This window comes from Sulfitobacter sp. SK012, from assembly GCF_003352085.1.
Taxonomy (GTDB): domain Bacteria; phylum Pseudomonadota; class Alphaproteobacteria; order Rhodobacterales; family Rhodobacteraceae; genus Sulfitobacter.
Genome location: NZ_CP025804.1, coordinates 468,535 through 483,999, shown reverse-complemented (window position 1 = coordinate 483,999; position 15,465 = coordinate 468,535). Strand labels below are relative to the sequence as shown.

Here is a 15,465-nt window from a genome sequence, read left to right as displayed (position 1 = left end):
TCACAAATGTTGCAAAAACCCATGGGGCCAGAACCACCAGAAACAGGGCCTGAAAACTGCGCCTCAAAAGTTCAGACACAATCACATTGTCAAAATAAATATCTACGAGAGCGAACACAAAAACGGAACAGAACATCGAAAAGCTGAGACCAAAAAACCATAAAATCGGATTTTTCTCGGTCTTTCGCAGCCACCAATTAAAATAGGCAGTCAGATAAATAACGATGAAATACAACTAACTAGTCAAACCCCGCGCCCATCCAGATCTTCGACCAGTTCGAAATGCTCAAACACCAACATCATCTCAGAATCAAATCCGCCATTCCGCTCGAAATAGCTTTGGTGGTTGGTTTTCCACTCCGCAATAGTGTCGTCTTCGCTTTCGACCATCGCCATGGCCCAAGTGACGTCACAAAACCGGACTTGCTCCACCTTAACGGTGCGGATCACAAGGGCCGGCGTGCCATCCCAATTGGCGGCAATGTCACAGCGTCCCACGACGGGCATTGCTTCAGGTGCATCGTCAAAATCCGATAACGCGCAGCAGGTTGCAGATTTCTTGCCAGCGCGAACCGAGGCAATCATGATCTGACTAACCTCTGCACTGTCGCCAAACATAAAGGTGCCTGCACCTGGATAAGTGTCTTGCAGGTCCTCAAAATCATCTCGATTTGAGGTCACCTGCTCAGACCACCATGCAGGTTCGGTTGATCCAAGCTCGCAAACCCATAATGTCGCAGCCAGCGCAAATCGCTGTCAAAGAACGCCCGCAAATCAGGGATACCGTATTTCAGCATCGCAATTCGGTCGATGCCCATGCCGAACGCAAAACCCTGCCAGACATCCGGATCGATCCCGCCCGCCTGCAGCACTTTGGGATGCACCATGCCGGAGCCCAAAACCTCAAGCCAGCCATCGCCTTCGCCGATCCGCAATTGGCCATCGACCCACGAGCACTGAATATCCACCTCAGCAGAGGGCTCCGTGAACGGGAAATGCGACGCGCGGAACCGCGTCTTGATGCCGTCGATCTCAAAGAACGCGGCAAAGAACTCCTCAAGCACCCATTTGAGGTTCGCCATTGAGGTATCTTTGTCGATCGCCAAGCCTTCGACCTGATGAAACATCGGTGTGTGGGTCTGGTCGTAATCCGCGCGGTACACACCACCGGGGCAAATGATGCGCAAGGGCGCGCCTTCGGCCTCCATCGTGCGGATCTGTACGGGGCTGGTATGCGTGCGCAGCACATGCGGCGGGCGGTCGTCGCCTTCAGCACGCGCCATATAGAACGTGTCCATTTCCGCACGCGCAGGGTGGTGGCCGGGAATATTCAGCGCATCAAAGTTATACCAATCAGTATCGATGCGCGGACCTTCAGCAACGGAAAAGCCCATTTCAGCAAAAATCGCCGTGAGCTCTTCGGTCACCTGAGACACCGGATGGATCGTACCGGCGGGTCGTGAACGCGAGGGCAGCGTTACGTCCAACCATTCTCCGCGCAAACGCTCATCCAACGCCGCATCGCCAAGTGCGGCCTTCTTTGCTGCCAACGCACTGTTGATCTCATCCTTGAGTGCGTTGAGCGCGGGGCCAGCGACCTGCCGCTCTTCCGGGGTCATCTTACCCAGTTCCCGCATCTTGAGCGCGACTTCGCCCTTTTTGCCTACTGCCGTGATCCGGATATCTTCAAGCCCAGCCTCATCGGCTGCATTCGCAATCTGGCTCAGGTACTTTTGCTTGAGATCATCCATGATGTTGGGTCCTTTGGGTGCTGGCGAACCTGCTACCAGAACCGCGCGCAAACGCAACCCAAAGGGGCCTGCACACGATGTACCCCGCCGCCCCCAAAATGCAAAAAGCCCCGCCGTTTCAGGCAGGGCTTTTCAACATTATCTATAAACTGGCTTAGGCGGCCAGCGACGCCTGTGCTTGCTTTACGATCGCAGTAAATGCTTCTGGCTCGTTAACGGCCAGATCGGCCAGAACCTTACGGTCTACTTCGATGCCGGCCAAGTTCAGGCCGTTGATGAAGCGGCTGTATGTCAGCGCTTCGTCATGCATGCGAACAGCAGCGTTGATCCGCTGGATCCACAAAGCGCGGAAGTTGCGCTTGCGATTCTTGCGGTCACGTGTTGCGTATTGGTTGGCCTTATCGACGGCCTGGCGCGCGACCTTAAAAGTACTCTTGCGGCGGCCATAATAACCTTTGGCTGCCTTGACGACCTTACGGTGACGGGCGTGGGTGACTGTACCACCTTTTGTACGGGACATATCGGCTCTCCTTTATCAGCGGTCGTAGGGCATAAAGCCCTTGATGATCTTTGCGTCGGCGGCACACAATGCTGTTGTACCCCGTGCGTTGCGCAGAAACTTGTTGCTCCGCTTGATCATGCCGTGCTGTTTACCAGCCTGACTGCCGATGACCTTACCGGTCGCCGAGATCTTAAAGCGCTTCTTAGCACTCGACTTCGTCTTCATCTTGGGCATTTCCGTCTCCCAATCATGAGTTCGGTAGATGCGCTACTCGGCATGCCACGTGGGCCGGAAGCGCGGAACGAAATTGGCGTATAGGCGGGGTACATCTATTTGGCAAGAGCTGTTTGCGCACCGTTTTCGGACCGTAGCGACCTAGGCTCACAGCCTTCAAGCCACCATCAAAATGGAAACGCACTGTTTCCAAAAAATATACAAAACAGTTTGTTTACAATAAGTTACCTACTTTTTAGTTGTTAACACAATAAGGCATCTTTATGACCAACGCCTTAAGAAAGGCACATTTGCCCTTCCTATCGGCCAACTTTGGCCACAATACATTGGAGACAAAGATGAGCATTTTTAAAATGGCAGCTGTTGCTGCAATTGTTTCGACAGCCGGCGGAGCTGCGTCAGCTGCAACTTTCCAGATCTATACAGATCGCACAGCCTATGAAGCGGCCTTGTTAGGCCCCATTGCAATTTATGACTTCACCGGAGGTGCGCCTGCATCCGGCGTAACGATCACAGGCAGCGACGTGTCCTATACCCCCGGCGGCCGCCTACGGGATATCATCAACCAAGGTGCGGCGGCGGACACCTTGTTTGCGTTCGACGCTCCGGTCCTTGCGTTCGGCGGTGATTGGAATCTGGAAGGGCCGGGCGGTCCAGGTACAGGTATCGAGATCCAAACGATGAATGGTGCCACCTATACTGTTTCAAGTGAAGTTCCCAACACCCTTCGAAACGATTTCTGGGGCTTTATTTCAGACATGGAGTTCTCATCCCTGTCTTTCGTCGAGGGTTCTCAAGCAATCGGTGTCGAGACATACACGCTCGACAACCTGACCACTGGCGGCGTTGCACCTGTGCCACTGCCTGCGGGTCTGCCACTTTTGCTGGCGGGTCTTGGCGGCTTGGCAACTCTGCGTCGCAAGCGCAAAGCAGCCTGAGCTAACATAAACTCGAACGAAGCCGCCGGGATGCATGTTCCGGCGGCTTTTTCATGTCTGATGACAGGAACGGAGATGCCGCGAAAGCACGTTCTGCTGCTGCCGCTTAAGGTAAATACTTCCCGATTACGCCGACAACAACACCCGGCAAGTCCGAAAGCTGATACCCGCCCGGATGATTCTGTATGCCATAAAGGATCAATCCACCCCCAATCAGGATCATAATCGCTGAAGCGCGGGGTGCACGACCATCGGTCACTGCCGATAGAATCGACGGCACAGACAATGCACCGATGACGACACCAAGAACAAGCGACAGATCGGGGTCCATAGTGATCTCCTGCAATTATGCTTGGATCACGCTACTCCGGATCAGATGAGAAAATCAAACGCTCGTCGCACGGTGCCACCCGCAGGATGTTTGTGCTGCCTGGCACGTTAAAAGGCACACCTGCGGTCACAACGATCAGATCGTCAGGGCCAGCAAAACCTTGCGAGCGCGCGGCTTGCGCAGCGCCGACCACAGCCATCTTAAAGCGGTCCATGCTCCCGGTGATCACGCAATTGCACCCCCAGCTCAGTGCAAGCCGCCGTGCGGTTCCTACCAACGGCGTCAGTGCGATAATCGGCGTGCGGGGCCGTTCGCGGGCTGTGAGCAGCGCAGTTGTGCCACTTTGCGTATAGCAACAGATCGCTTTAATATCGGTCGTTTCCGCAATTTCACGGGCCGCGGCAACGATACCGTCCGCAACAGTCATCCGGTCTGCTTTGCGGCTGGATTCGATGATTTGCGTATATGTCGGGTCCTGCTCAACTTCGGTAGCAACCTTGTCCATCGTTGTGACCGCTTCGATCGGGAAATCGCCCGCCGCCGATTCCGCCGACAACATGACCGCATCTGCACCTTCATAGATTGCCGTCGCAACGTCGGATACTTCGGCACGGGTCGGCATCGGGCTCTCGATCATCGATTCCAGCATCTGTGTGGCCACGATCACCGGCTTGGCCGCCGCGCGGCACTTCCGCACCAGACGTTTTTGAATAGGCGGCACGTTTTGTACCGGCAATTCGACCCCCAGATCACCGCGAGCGACCATAATCCCGTCGCTGACCGCCAAAATATCATCAAACCGTACCACAGCAGACGGCTTTTCGATCTTGCTTAGGATCGCCGCGCGGTCGCCCGCAAGCGCGCGCGCCTCCAAGACATCCTCAGGGCGCTGAACAAAGCTCAGCGCCAGCCAATCAACGCCCAGTTCACAAACGAACTCAAGATCGGCACGGTCCTTGTCGCTAAGGGCGGCAAGCGGCAGCACAACGTCGGGGACATTCACACCCTTACGGTTGGAGATAACGCCCCCAATCACGACTTCGCAATTTGCGAAATCAGGACCGCAATCGCGCACTTTCAGCCGAATTTTACCATCATTGACCAACAGGCTCGACCCCGGCTCAAGGGCAGCAAAAATCTCAGGGTGCGGCAAACAAACGCGGCTCGCATCCCCCTCCGCCTCATTCAGATCCAAGCGAAACGGCGCGCCAACATCCAACTGCTCGCTGTCGCCGGCAAAGACACCTACGCGCAGCTTTGGTCCCTGCAAATCAGCCAGAATACCGATTGTAGAGCCCATGTCCGCTTCTAGCTGGCGAATGATCCGGTGCTTTTCACGTATTTCTTCGTGGCTCCCGTGGCTCATATTCAGCCGAAAGACATCTGCGCCCGCTTTATGCAGCGCGCCGATCATTTCCATGTCGTCCGAGGCAGGCCCCAGCGTTGCTACGATCTTTACATTCCGCAGGCGTCTCATTGATGGTGTTCCTTTTATTCGCTGGTCTTGGATGCGCGCAGGCAAACTGCTTTTCAGGGTTATAACAACCCAAAACCCAAAATGTTAGCGGTATCATTAATTCACATCCGGGGATAACTGGCCTATTTCTACATGTCAAAGGTTTCAGGCAAATGACATACAATCCCTATCAGATCGACGGTGCCGACCGTCCCGAGCGCTGGCTGGTCACCTGTGATCATGCCACCAACACCTTTCCGGATGCCGTAGGGGGAGGTGATCTGGGCTTGCCTGCCAGAGATATGGGCCGCCATATCGCGTGGGACATCGGTGCAGCTGACGTGACCCGCACATTGGCCCAGCGGCTTGACAGTCCTGCACTCCTTAGCAATTTCTCGCGGCTGGTGATTGACCCCAACCGACGCAACCTTGCTTATTGAGCTGCGCAACGACTTGATCGCTGATCCTGCGAGACAACAAGAATGGTCCGACCACCTCGCCCCCATCCTTGAAACCGCGCTTACTCAGACCCAGCTATAACCCAAAGGAGCCGCCAAAAAATGTCCAGCCCTACTCAAACCGAAATAGAACTTCAGGCCGCCGCGTTCCGGCGTCTGCAAAAACACCTCATGCAAGACCGAACCGATGTGCATAACATCGATATGATGAACCTCGCGGGTTTTTGCCGCAATTGCTTGAGCCGCTGGTATCAAGAAGCGAGCGCCGAACGCGGCATCGAGATGACCAAAGATGAAGCGCGCGAGCTTTATTACGGCATGACAATGGATGCATGGAAAGCTGATTATCAGACTCCAGCGGACGATACGCAAAAAGAGGCGTTCGACACTGCATTCAAGGAAAACGTGACTAAGGGGTAAATTCAACAGGTGGGCATGCGGCCCACCTCCCATCAGAACGCGTAGAGTATCATCCAAACTGCCGTCAACGCGGGTCGCTCAACGCCTTCGATCTCAACCACCGCGTCGAATGTCGTCATCAGCTTGTCGCCCCCCGCCCGCATCTCGGCTTTGCGCAGCACATACCGCCCCCGAATGCGTGCACCGTTATGCACTGGTGTGACAAAGCGAACCTTGTCGAACCCGTAATTGATGCTGGCGCTTTGCCCTTCAATATCAGGAAGGGTGCCTTCCGCCAAACCTGACATCATCGACAGCGTCAGCAATCCATGCGCCACTGTCCCTCCAAAGACGGTATGCGCCGCACGTTCCGGATCGATATGAATGAATTGCCGATCTTCGGTCACCTCGGCAAACGCATCAATCCGCGCCTGTTCAACGGCGAACCATTCCGAGCACCCAAGCTCGGTCCCGACCGCCTCAAGCAAATGCGCACGCGTGATAACCAGCACCGCCCTCAGACCGCCGCTTTGCGCATCTCTTCGAGGTAAATCTCGCGCAATCGCGGGGCCACGCGGCCTGGAACACCGCCGCCCAGCGTCACGCCATCGATCTCAACGACTGGCATAACAAAGGCGCTGGCCGACGTGGTAAACGCCTCATCCGCCTCTTTCGCCTCATCGATGGTAAAGTTGCGCTCTTCTACGTCCATTTGCGCTTCGCGGGCAAAACGCAGAACCGCCGCACGGGTAATACCATGCAAAATGTCGGTACTCAGCGCGCGCGTGATGATCTTGTTGCCCTTCACGATATAGGCGTTGTTAGAGGTGCCTTCGGTGACGAACCCATCCTCAACCAACCATGCATCATCACAGCCCGCTTTTTTGGCCATCATTTTGCCCATCGACGGATACAGCAACTGTACCGTTTTGATGTCGCGCCGACCCCAGCGAATATCCTCAATGCTGATGATCTTTGCGCCCTTCTTGGCCGCAGGGTTATCCGCCAATCCCGGCTTGTTTTGTGTAAACAGCACAATCGTCGACGGCGTCTCTGGATCAGGAAAAGCGAAATCCCGGTCGCCATCAGACCCGCGCGTGACCTGCAAATAAATCAAACCTTCCTCAATTTCATTCACCCGCACCAATTCGCGGTGCACTTCCAACAAATCAGCCTTGGAAATTGGGTTCGCCATGTCGAGCTCATTAAGCGACCGGCTTAGGCGTTTGGCGTGACCTTCGAAGTCAATTAGTTTGCCGTCCAACACCGACGTCACTTCATAAACGCCGTCTGCCATCAAGAAACCCCGATCAAAAATCGAGACTTTGGCTTCTGTTTCAGCGAGGTATTCCCCGTTCACATACACTGTCCGCATCATCTATCCCCAAAGTTCTGCGCGGGGTGGGTGCACGCCGGCGCTGTCAAATGTCAAAGGCACGTTTCGGTCTTCGGCCAACAGCAATGGCCCGTCAAGGTCCACCACAGCCGCCCCTTGTGCCACCAAAGTCGCAGGAGCCATCGCAAGACTTGAGCCAACCATGCAGCCCACCATCACGCCATAACCCTCAGCCAGCGCCGCGTCTCTAAGTGCCAGCGCCTCTGTGAGGCCTCCCGTTTTGTCGAGCTTGATGTTTACAACATCATATTTGCCCTTCAATCCCGCAAGGCTCTCTCGATCATGACAACTCTCATCGGCACAAACAGGAACAGGCCGTGCCATCCCGCGCAATGCTTCATCCTCGCCAGCCGGCAGCGGTTGCTCAACCAAAGCCACGCCAAGTCGAACCAAATGGGGCGCTAAATCGGCGTAAACATCTGCTGACCATCCCTCGTTGGCATCCACGATGATCTTTGCATCAGGTGCCCCAGCCCGCACCGCCTCAAGTCGCGGCATGTCGTCAGGCGTGCCCAGTTTGATCTTCAGCAGTGGACGAAACGCGTGTTTAGCAGCCTGCGCGCGCATGGCGTCAGGCGTATCCAAAGACAGAGTGTAAGCGGTCACTTCTGGTCGCGGCTCCACAAGCCCTGCAAGCTCCCAAACCCGTTTACCAGTCTGCTTGGCCTCAAGGTCCCACAGCGCACAATCCACGGCGTTGCGCGCAGCACCTGCGGGCAACAAACCGTAAAGGTCAGCGCGCGTTATTGATCCAGATAGCGCGTCGATTTGCGCCGTCACACTATCAAGCGTCTCGCCATACCGGGCATATGGCACACATTCGCCAAAGCCGGTTGCTCCCTTGTCAGTCACACGCACCGTCAGCACCTGCGCCTCGGTCCGCGAACCACGGCTGATGGTAAACACCCGCGCCAGTTTGAATACATCCCGGCTTACGTCAAAGCGCATCACGACCCCTACATTTATCCATTCAACACCCTGCAAAGCACCCAAGCCCTGCAGGTTCGCCATTCTTCAGAGGTTTTCCAGAGCTTCCGCCAACCGCGCAGCCCCGTGGCGGAACGGGTCGACCGACGGCAAGCCCGTCCGCGCCTCAACCTCCGACAGATAGGCCGTCGCTTCTTCATCAGACATATGCTGCGTATTCACAGCTACACCTACGACCTTGCAGTCAGCATTTGCCACCTGCGCCAGCGTCAATGCCATGTCACGTACCGCCTCGATGCTGGGCGGCGTATACTCTGGCAAGCCGCGCATATGTTTGCGTGTAGGCTCATGGCAAATGATCAATGCGTCAGGCTGGCCACCGTGGATAAGCGCCAGCGTCACACCAGAATAGCTTACGTGAAACAGGCTCCCCTGCCCCTCAATAATATCCCAGTGATCAGGCTCATTGTCGGGTGTCAGATACTCGACCGCGCCTGCCATGAAATCTGCGATCACCGCATCCAGCGGCACGCCAGACCCTGTGATCAAAATGCCTGTCTGGCCCGTTGCACGAAACGTGCTATTCATGCCGCGCTCACGCATCGCTGTGTCCAACGCCAAAGCCGTATACATTTTTCCAACCGAACAATCGGTACCCACGGCCAGCACACGCTTGCCTGTCCGTTTCTTGCCGTTCGCGATAGGATACTGAACATTCGGCACCCGAACATCATGCAATGTTGTTCCAGCCACCTGTGACGCCGCGACAAGGTCGCCCTCGCCAGCAAGCAGATTGTGCAACCCAGATGCCAGGTCGAAACCCATGCTCAGGGCTTCGATCAGAACGTCTTTCCAGGCCTGCGAGATCAAGCCGCCCCGATTGGCAACACCAATGACCAGCGTTTTGGCCCCAGCTTCTTTTGCCTCAGCCAAAGTCATATCTTTCAAGCCCACATCCGCAGCACAGCCCGGCATGCGAAACTGTCCAACGGCATTCTCAGGGCGCCAGTCTTTGATGCCCTGCGCGACCTTTGCGGACAATTGGTCGGGCGCATCGCCCAAGAACAAGAGATATGGTGTTTCGATCATGGCAGCGATTCCCCTTAAAGACGCATTTTGCAAAGCATGCCGGATATAGATCGCAATTCAATCGCATAACAGACGGCTATCGCAAAAATTGCACAAGATTTTCGCGTGAATTTCCCGTTTGGCGCAAGATCCTCCAGACACTCGGTTTGAAATGCTGCGCTTGCAAATTGCACTTGCAGCGTGGCGCGCAATTTAATACCCCAGAAGCACGCCCACTCGCAACTTTATTACCTCGAGGATTACGATCATGAGCTTTCGTCTTCAGCCCACCGCCCCGGCCCGCCCGAACCGCTGTCAGTTGTTTGGCCCCGGTTCTCGTCCGGCATTGTTCGAGAAAATGGCAGCAAGTGCGGCGGACGTAATCAACCTTGATCTAGAAGACAGCGTCGCGCCAAGCGACAAAGACAGTGCGCGCGCAAACATCATCGCGGCAATCTCGGACGTGGATTGGGGCAGTAAACTGCTGTCGGTGCGGATCAACGGGCTTGATACACCGTATTGGTACCGCGATGTCGTCGACCTGATGGAACAGGCCGGTGATCGCCTTGATCAAATCATGATCCCAAAAGTTGGCTGTGCTGCCGATGTCTATGCAGTCGACGCACTGGTCACAGCGATCGAGACCGCAAAGGGCCGCACTAAAAAGATCAGTTTTGAGGTCATTATCGAAAGTGCAGCGGGCATTGCCCATGTCGAAGAAATCGCCGCGTCCAGCCCGCGCTTGCAAGCGATGAGCCTGGGTGCCGCGGATTTTGCTGCCTCCATGGGGATGCAAACAACAGGCATCGGCGGCACGCAGGAAAATTACTATATGATCCATGAAGGGGCCAAACATTGGTCTGACCCTTGGCATTGGGCACAGGCTGCGATTGTTGCTGCATGCCGGACGCACGGGGTGTTGCCCGTTGATGGACCCTTTGGGGATTTCTCGGATGATGACGGGTTTCGCGCACAGGCCATGCGGTCTGCGACGTTGGGCATGGTTGGCAAATGGGCCATCCACCCCAAGCAAATCGCCATCGCCAACGATGTGTTTACCCCTTCAGAACAAGCCGTGACAGAAGCCCGCGAAATCCTTGCCGCGATGCAAGAAGCAAAGGCCAACGGGGAAGGTGCCACTGTCTACAAAGGTCGATTGGTTGATATCGCCAGCATCAAACAGGCCGAAGTCATCGTACGCCAATCCGAACTATTCTCTGAGTAAGCGCCTGAGGGGCGCTCATTTTCGAGACGCCCCTCAGCAATTGCCAAACCGCCGCCTCCGTGAGAAACGAGGCAGTCGGATCAGGCTTATGCACAACACCCTGACGACTTGATCTAAGGGAGTTACAGCAGATGAATACCGAAGTGCTGCCCGCCCTCGCCCTATTTGTTTTTGTAAGCTCTGCCACTCCGGGGCCCAACAACCTTATGTTGATGGCATCGGGCGCGAATTTCGGGTTCCTGCGAACCCTGCCGCACATGTTGGGCATCAGCCTTGGCTTTATGGTGATGTTGATCTTGCTTGGCAGCGGTGTCGTTCAGGTTTTTGACGGCTTTCCGGTGATCTACACCGTGCTCAAAGTGGCCAGTGTCATCTACATGCTTTGGCTTGCTTGGAAGATCGCGCATGCCGCTCCCGTTGAAAAACGCGACGCGGCCGGCAAACCGCTCACATTCTTGCAATCTGCCACTTTTCAGTGGGTCAATCCAAAAACTTGGGCGATGGCCATAACCGCAATCACGGTTTACATCGGTGACGCAGGACTGTTCTTTTTGGGTATCGCCGCCTGCATTTTCGGGATTGTGAACATCCCCTCGATGCTGCTTTGGACCACGCTCGGCCAGCAAATGGCGCGCATCTTGAAAAACCCCAAGCGTTTGAAGGTGTTCAACTGGACAATGGCTGCGCTGCTTGTTGCTTCGCTTTATCCGGTCCTGCAAATGGGGTAGCGGCAAAGAGCCGTGTTTTGGCAGGCCAAGACACATCAACAAAATCGCAAAATGCTTTGTCCAACAGGCCCCTTCGGGCGATCAGAGCAAATCCACATGGCCAGCGCGTTGCAAACCAACCAATTGCCCGCCATATATCCTATGACACAAGGGGTTGAGCACAACATGACGCAATACATGGATTTCGAAAAGCCGCTGGCCGAACTCGAGGGAAAGGCCGAAGAGCTACGTGCCCTTGCCCGTGCTGAGGGCGGCATGGACACTAGCGATGAAGCTAAAGCGCTTGATAAAAAAGCGGCGGCTATGCTGGACGATCTTTATAAATCGCTGACCCCATGGCGTAAATGTCAGATCGCCCGCCATCCCGAACGGCCGCATTGCAAAGACTACATCGAAGCGCTCTTTAGTGATTATGTGCCCCTCGCCGGGGACCGGAACTTTGCCGACGATCACTCTGTCATGGGTGGTCTTGCGCGTCTGAATGACCGTCCTGTCGTGGTGATTGGCCATGAAAAGGGCCACGATACCAAATCCCGGATTGAGCGTAATTTCGGCATGGCCCGCCCCGAAGGTTACCGCAAGGCTGTACGTTTGATGGACCTTGCAGGCCGTTTTGGGCTGCCGGTTATCACACTTGTCGATACCCCCGGTGCCTACCCCGGCAAAGGTGCCGAAGAGCGGGGCCAATCTGAGGCGATCGCGCGCGCCACAGAAAAGTGCCTGCAGATTGGCGTGCCTCTTGTCAGTGTTATTATCGGCGAAGGTGGATCAGGCGGGGCAGTCGCATTTGCCACGGCAAACCGGGTCGCGATGCTAGAACATTCGGTTTATTCGGTGATCAGCCCTGAAGGCTGCGCGTCGATCCTGTGGAAAGACGCCGAAAAGATGCGCGAAGCGGCTGAAGCCCTACGTCTGACCGCGCAAGATCTCAAACAATTGGGTGTAAACGACCGGATCATCCCCGAACCAAGGGGCGGCGCGCACCGTGACCCAGCCGCTGCCATAAAATCTGTGGGTGAAACGATCGAAGAAATGTTGCACTCATTGGATGGCAAATCCCCCAAGGCGCTCGTCAAAGATCGCCGCGAGAAATACCTCGATATGGGTGATCGGGGATTAGCAGCCTGAGCACCCACTTATACCCCATCCTATCGGCCACGGCGGGCGCGCTTTACATCATGCGCCGCCCAACAGCTGGTGCCGTCCGTCAGGATTTGACGGCCGTGCAAGAGCAGGGGGTCGATACAGTCCTCTCCCTGTTGGAGCCCTCTGAGGCGGTTCTAGTGGGCCTTGTGCATCAAGCTGGCATCTGTGCTGAACTGGGCATGACATTTCTGACCCATCCCGTACCTGACATGCAGCTCCCTCTGTTTGAGCCGTTTGAAGCGCTGCTGAGCAACTTAAGCGCTCGGCTTGATGAAGGTGCTCATATTGCGGTGCATTGCCACGCCAGTATTGGCCGCTCGGGAATTCTTGCGTGTTGTCTATTGGGCCGCCAACAGGGCATCTCGGCCCGCGACGCCATTGCACGGGTCAGCATCGCGCGAGGCGTTCCCGTGCCAGACACCGACGAGCAAGTGGACTTCATCCGCCGGATTCTAGAGCAACCTAGCTCAGCTTGATCCGAAACCGCGGTCCGGGCGGCGGCAAAGCATCAAAACCTGCATTCAAATAGACCCTTGGTGCCACATCATTTTCAGGATGCGTTCCGACGGTCAAATAACGACACTGCTGCGCTGCCGCCTCTGCAATCGACGCCTCAATCAAAAGTCTGCCAATGCCCTTGGCACGCTGCGCTCGCGCCACGAACAGATGATGGATATCCATCCCGCGCACTCCAAATTGAACCTGTGCCAAGCGGCAAAGAGCTGCATAGCCGACGATTCCATCCGCCTCGGCCACGATCACGGTCACCCATGGGGCTGGTCCAAGGCAATCGCGGCGCAAGCTCTCAAGCGTGGCCATCGGGGTATCCCCGTGATGCGCAGCAAGTGCCTGCACCAGTTTCAAGACATCCGGCAAATCCTCTGCGACGCTGCGGCGGGTGATCACTTGGGGGGTCATATCATGCTCCGTTTCAATCCGTTCGGGCATAAAAAAACCGCCCTCAATGCGGTTGGTTTTCATTAGAATCGATAAACCTTCCGCGCGTTACCGGCGGAACGGATAGCGTGCTGCAAGGGCCTTAAGCGGTATCATCGTTGAACTTTCGCCAAATCCGATGCTTCGTCAACCCGCCAGCATCCGCAAACCCTGTGTGACATCAGACCGCACGGCCAGACGCAGACCCGGTTCATCACCTGCGCGCAGGGCAGCGATAATCAACCGGTGAAACTGCGGCGGCTCCTTTTGGCGTAGGCGACCGTATAGCGCCCGCATCGTCGGACCCATCTGGAGCCAGACCGTCTCGGCCATGGCAAGCATCGCAGGGGCCTGGGCACGCAGATACAGCGTCCGGTGAAATTCGAGGTTCGTTCGGATGTAGCTGACAGCATCTCGGTGCGCGACGGCCTCGGAGACCTTGGCATTAATAGCCTGTAACCGCTCGATCAGGGCCATGTGAGCGCGCGGCATCGCACGGCTCGCTAATTCAACTTCGATCAACGCCCTGAGTGCAGCAAGCTCCTCAATACGCTCATTGCTTAGCGCCGGGGTCGAAATACGCCCTGAAACAGACATAGAAAGTGCGCCCTCAGCTACCAATCGCCGCACAGATTCGCGTGCGGGGGTCATCGATACCTCGTATTCGCGGCCTATTCCGCGCAACGTAAGGGCATGTCCCGGCGGCAGATCGCCATGCATGATGCGCGTGCGCAAATGGCGGTAGACCCGATCATGGGCCAAAGGTTTTGCATCGATTGCGCGTTGGGTCAGGTTCATGTGCCGTTTGTGATCACAAACTTACGCCTCGTCAAGCGTCAGAACCGGTAGCGGTGCAATGTGCTGCCATGTGTCCGCAGCCAGCGACGGGGTGGCGCGTAATCCCCGTAGATCTTTGTCACAAGGTCCCAGAAAGCCTGCGAGTGATTCATCTCTGCCAGATGCGCGACCTCATGGGCGGCGACATAATCAAGAACTTCGGGCGGCGTCATGATCAACCGCCACGAAAACATCAGCCCGCCGTCCGCTGTGCAAGACCCCCAGCGCGACCGCGTATCGCGCAGGCTCAGCCGATTGTAGGACCGCCCCAATATGGCAGCATAATCATCGCACGCTCCTGCCAAACGATCACGCGCCACTTCGCGCAAATGCGCCTGTAGCCGCGTTGGCACCCGTGACGCTGGCCCCGGCACAAACACGCCCTCTTCGCTGATCACCACACGCCGGCCTGGTGCCTCCTGCACCTTCAACATGCGCCCACCCAACGGCAATTCAGCACCCAGCCCGATAACAACATCTTCACCACGCGCATCCAGATGCTTGCGAATCCATGCCTCTTTGCTGCGCGCGAAGTCCAATGCTTCACGCTCAGCAAGCCGTTTTGGCAACGTTAATGTCACCCGCCCATCAAGCTGTGAAATGCGCAAAGAGATGCGCCGCGCCTGCGCAGAACGGCGCAGGATCAGGGGGATCGGGGGATCTCCTTGCAGGATATGCTCGCTCATCTTCGGGCTCATGTGCTTGGGGCTTGGGCATTAGTCTTTGACAGCGTTGTCTTCATATGGCACTTGCCCTGAATCATCTAGAACCAACATCCAATTTACGAAAGGGATTCTATGCCCAATGAAGAATGGGGAACCAAGCGCCTGTGCCCCACCACGGGCAAGCGTTTCTATGACCTGAACAAGAGCCCAATCATCAGCCCCTACTCGGGCGAAGTGGTTGAGGTCGACACCAGCAAGTCACGCATGATCGCCGCAGATGCCGAAGACGCCGTAACGGCCAAGGCAAAAGCGACAAAAGCGGACGAAGAAGAAACAGCTGTAGTCGACGAAGAAGATGTCGAAGTAGATCTGGACGATGATCTGCTGGACGATGACGAAGACGATGATGACACCATCCCGCTCGAAGAGATCGCGGATGTTGCAGCACCTGACGACGATACCTGAACG

At 56.0% G+C, this 15,465-nt stretch carries 20 protein-coding genes and 1 pseudogene; 8 read left to right on the top strand and 13 right to left on the bottom strand.

Annotation, left to right across the window (positions count from 1 at the left end):
- Positions 1–243: 243 nt before the first annotated feature.
- From C1J03_RS02295 to rpmI, 4 genes are all read right to left on the bottom strand, one after another.
- Entirely contained in the window at positions 244–681 is a 438-nt protein-coding gene (locus C1J03_RS02295; RefSeq protein WP_441351125.1) for an ASCH domain-containing protein, read from the bottom strand.
- The gene (gene pheS / locus C1J03_RS02290) at positions 678–1,751 is read right to left on the bottom strand and encodes a phenylalanine--tRNA ligase subunit alpha (RefSeq protein ID WP_114883276.1); all 1,074 of its coding nucleotides are present in this window, start codon (positions 1,749–1,751) and stop codon (positions 678–680) included. Before pheS ends, C1J03_RS02295 begins: the two co-directional genes overlap by 4 nt.
- 154 nt (positions 1,752–1,905) lie before the next feature.
- On the bottom strand, positions 1,906–2,271 hold the full coding sequence (gene rplT, locus C1J03_RS02285; RefSeq protein ID WP_114883274.1) for a 50S ribosomal protein L20: 366 nt from the start codon (positions 2,269–2,271) through the stop codon (positions 1,906–1,908).
- Positions 2,272–2,286: 15 nt separating this feature from the next.
- A complete protein-coding gene (rpmI, locus tag C1J03_RS02280) occupies positions 2,287–2,487 on the bottom strand; it encodes a 50S ribosomal protein L35 (protein WP_114883272.1) in 201 nt (66 codons plus the stop codon).
- A 338-nt stretch (positions 2,488–2,825) separates the two neighbouring features.
- On the opposite strand from rpmI, the gene C1J03_RS02275 reads away from it, so the two are divergent.
- Complete coding sequence (locus C1J03_RS02275) at positions 2,826–3,425, top strand: VPLPA-CTERM sorting domain-containing protein (RefSeq protein ID WP_114888806.1); 600 nt, start codon at positions 2,826–2,828, stop codon at positions 3,423–3,425.
- Positions 3,426–3,531: 106 nt separating this feature from the next.
- On the opposite strand, the gene C1J03_RS02270 is transcribed toward C1J03_RS02275, so the two are convergent.
- Together C1J03_RS02270 and pyk are read right to left on the bottom strand one after the other, a co-directional pair.
- Positions 3,532–3,756, bottom strand: coding sequence for a hypothetical protein (locus C1J03_RS02270; RefSeq protein WP_114883270.1), 225 nt, complete (start codon positions 3,754–3,756; stop codon positions 3,532–3,534).
- A gap of 31 nt (positions 3,757–3,787) precedes the next feature.
- Positions 3,788–5,233 (bottom strand): pyruvate kinase, encoded by a 1,446-nt coding sequence (pyk, locus tag C1J03_RS02265; RefSeq protein ID WP_114883268.1) that lies wholly within the window; start codon positions 5,231–5,233, stop codon positions 3,788–3,790.
- A 152-nt stretch (positions 5,234–5,385) separates the two neighbouring features.
- Between pyk and C1J03_RS02260 the strand changes: the two are divergent.
- Positions 5,386–5,634: pseudogene (locus C1J03_RS02260) on the top strand (N-formylglutamate amidohydrolase); the annotation flags it as partial.
- A gap of 138 nt (positions 5,635–5,772) precedes the next feature.
- The gene (locus C1J03_RS02255) at positions 5,773–6,090 is read left to right on the top strand and encodes a DUF1244 domain-containing protein (protein WP_114883264.1); all 318 of its coding nucleotides are present in this window, start codon (positions 5,773–5,775) and stop codon (positions 6,088–6,090) included.
- A gap of 32 nt (positions 6,091–6,122) precedes the next feature.
- Here the strand turns inward: C1J03_RS02255 and C1J03_RS02250 are convergent, their stop codons facing one another.
- The 4 genes from C1J03_RS02250 to dgcN form a co-directional block, all read right to left on the bottom strand.
- Complete coding sequence (locus C1J03_RS02250; protein WP_114883262.1) at positions 6,123–6,581, bottom strand: MaoC family dehydratase; 459 nt, start codon at positions 6,579–6,581, stop codon at positions 6,123–6,125.
- Between the two features lie 5 nt (positions 6,582–6,586).
- Positions 6,587–7,447, bottom strand: coding sequence for a D-amino-acid transaminase (locus tag C1J03_RS02245; protein ID WP_174234431.1), 861 nt, complete (start codon positions 7,445–7,447; stop codon positions 6,587–6,589).
- The gene (dgcA, locus tag C1J03_RS02240; RefSeq protein ID WP_114888805.1) at positions 7,448–8,413 is read right to left on the bottom strand and encodes an N-acetyl-D-Glu racemase DgcA; all 966 of its coding nucleotides are present in this window, start codon (positions 8,411–8,413) and stop codon (positions 7,448–7,450) included. It abuts the gene before it with no gap.
- A gap of 66 nt (positions 8,414–8,479) precedes the next feature.
- Complete coding sequence (gene dgcN, locus C1J03_RS02235) at positions 8,480–9,481, bottom strand: N-acetyltransferase DgcN (RefSeq protein WP_114883260.1); 1,002 nt, start codon at positions 9,479–9,481, stop codon at positions 8,480–8,482.
- A 247-nt stretch (positions 9,482–9,728) separates the two neighbouring features.
- Here dgcN and C1J03_RS02230 point away from each other — a divergent pair, with 247 nt between their 5' ends.
- The 4 genes from C1J03_RS02230 to C1J03_RS02215 all read left to right on the top strand — a co-directional run bounded on the left by C1J03_RS02230 (position 9,729) and on the right by C1J03_RS02215 (position 13,035).
- On the top strand, positions 9,729–10,685 hold the full coding sequence (locus C1J03_RS02230) for an L-malyl-CoA/beta-methylmalyl-CoA lyase (RefSeq protein WP_114883258.1): 957 nt from the start codon (positions 9,729–9,731) through the stop codon (positions 10,683–10,685).
- Positions 10,686–10,816: 131 nt separating this feature from the next.
- Positions 10,817–11,413 carry a LysE family translocator gene (locus C1J03_RS02225; RefSeq protein WP_114883256.1) on the top strand — a complete coding sequence of 199 codons (597 nt, stop codon included), beginning with the start codon at positions 10,817–10,819 and terminating at the stop codon, positions 11,411–11,413.
- Positions 11,414–11,578: 165 nt separating this feature from the next.
- On the top strand, positions 11,579–12,541 hold the full coding sequence (locus tag C1J03_RS02220) for an acetyl-CoA carboxylase carboxyltransferase subunit alpha (RefSeq protein ID WP_114888803.1): 963 nt from the start codon (positions 11,579–11,581) through the stop codon (positions 12,539–12,541).
- 50 nt (positions 12,542–12,591) lie between these two features.
- Positions 12,592–13,035, top strand: coding sequence for a protein-tyrosine phosphatase family protein (locus C1J03_RS02215; RefSeq protein WP_114883254.1), 444 nt, complete (start codon positions 12,592–12,594; stop codon positions 13,033–13,035).
- On the opposite strand, the gene C1J03_RS02210 is transcribed toward C1J03_RS02215, so the two are convergent.
- From C1J03_RS02210 to C1J03_RS02200, 3 genes are all read right to left on the bottom strand, one after another.
- On the bottom strand, positions 13,022–13,540 hold the full coding sequence (locus C1J03_RS02210; RefSeq protein ID WP_114883252.1) for a GNAT family N-acetyltransferase: 519 nt from the start codon (positions 13,538–13,540) through the stop codon (positions 13,022–13,024). The genes C1J03_RS02215 and C1J03_RS02210 overlap by 14 nt on opposite strands.
- Before the next feature lie 102 nt (positions 13,541–13,642).
- Positions 13,643–14,293, bottom strand: a complete 651-nt coding sequence (locus C1J03_RS02205) for a GntR family transcriptional regulator (RefSeq protein WP_114883250.1) — start codon at positions 14,291–14,293, stop codon at positions 13,643–13,645.
- A 38-nt stretch (positions 14,294–14,331) separates the two neighbouring features.
- A complete protein-coding gene (locus C1J03_RS02200; RefSeq protein WP_114883248.1) occupies positions 14,332–15,018 on the bottom strand; it encodes a M48 family metallopeptidase in 687 nt (228 codons plus the stop codon).
- A 111-nt stretch (positions 15,019–15,129) separates the two neighbouring features.
- Between C1J03_RS02200 and C1J03_RS02195 the strand changes: the two genes are divergently transcribed.
- On the top strand, positions 15,130–15,462 hold the full coding sequence (locus C1J03_RS02195; RefSeq protein WP_114883245.1) for a TIGR02300 family protein: 333 nt from the start codon (positions 15,130–15,132) through the stop codon (positions 15,460–15,462).
- Positions 15,463–15,465: the final 3 nt, after the last annotated feature.

Coding starts and splice junctions, on each gene's coding strand:
- C1J03_RS02205 (WP_114883250.1), bottom strand. CDS start 14,293: ATGAACCTGACCCAACGCGCAATCGATGCAAAACCTTTGGCCCATGAT.
- C1J03_RS02195 (WP_114883245.1), top strand. CDS start 15,130: ATGCCCAATGAAGAATGGGGAACCAAGCGCCTGTGCCCCACCACGGGC.
- C1J03_RS02220 (WP_114888803.1), top strand. CDS start 11,579: ATGACGCAATACATGGATTTCGAAAAGCCGCTGGCCGAACTCGAGGGA.
- C1J03_RS02255 (WP_114883264.1), top strand. CDS start 5,773: ATGTCCAGCCCTACTCAAACCGAAATAGAACTTCAGGCCGCCGCGTTC.
- C1J03_RS02225 (WP_114883256.1), top strand. CDS start 10,817: ATGAATACCGAAGTGCTGCCCGCCCTCGCCCTATTTGTTTTTGTAAGC.
- C1J03_RS02230 (WP_114883258.1), top strand. CDS start 9,729: ATGAGCTTTCGTCTTCAGCCCACCGCCCCGGCCCGCCCGAACCGCTGT.
- dgcN (WP_114883260.1), bottom strand. CDS start 9,481: ATGATCGAAACACCATATCTCTTGTTCTTGGGCGATGCGCCCGACCAA.
- pheS (WP_114883276.1), bottom strand. CDS start 1,751: ATGGATGATCTCAAGCAAAAGTACCTGAGCCAGATTGCGAATGCAGCC.
- C1J03_RS02215 (WP_114883254.1), top strand. CDS start 12,592: ATGCGCCGCCCAACAGCTGGTGCCGTCCGTCAGGATTTGACGGCCGTG.
- C1J03_RS02270 (WP_114883270.1), bottom strand. CDS start 3,756: ATGGACCCCGATCTGTCGCTTGTTCTTGGTGTCGTCATCGGTGCATTG.
- C1J03_RS02245 (WP_174234431.1), bottom strand. CDS start 7,447: ATGATGCGGACAGTGTATGTGAACGGGGAATACCTCGCTGAAACAGAA.
- C1J03_RS02200 (WP_114883248.1), bottom strand. CDS start 15,018: ATGAGCGAGCATATCCTGCAAGGAGATCCCCCGATCCCCCTGATCCTG.
- dgcA (WP_114888805.1), bottom strand. CDS start 8,413: ATGCGCTTTGACGTAAGCCGGGATGTATTCAAACTGGCGCGGGTGTTT.
- rpmI (WP_114883272.1), bottom strand. CDS start 2,487: ATGCCCAAGATGAAGACGAAGTCGAGTGCTAAGAAGCGCTTTAAGATC.
- C1J03_RS02275 (WP_114888806.1), top strand. CDS start 2,826: ATGAGCATTTTTAAAATGGCAGCTGTTGCTGCAATTGTTTCGACAGCC.
- pyk (WP_114883268.1), bottom strand. CDS start 5,233: ATGAGACGCCTGCGGAATGTAAAGATCGTAGCAACGCTGGGGCCTGCC.
- C1J03_RS02210 (WP_114883252.1), bottom strand. CDS start 13,540: ATGAAAACCAACCGCATTGAGGGCGGTTTTTTTATGCCCGAACGGATT.
- rplT (WP_114883274.1), bottom strand. CDS start 2,271: ATGTCCCGTACAAAAGGTGGTACAGTCACCCACGCCCGTCACCGTAAG.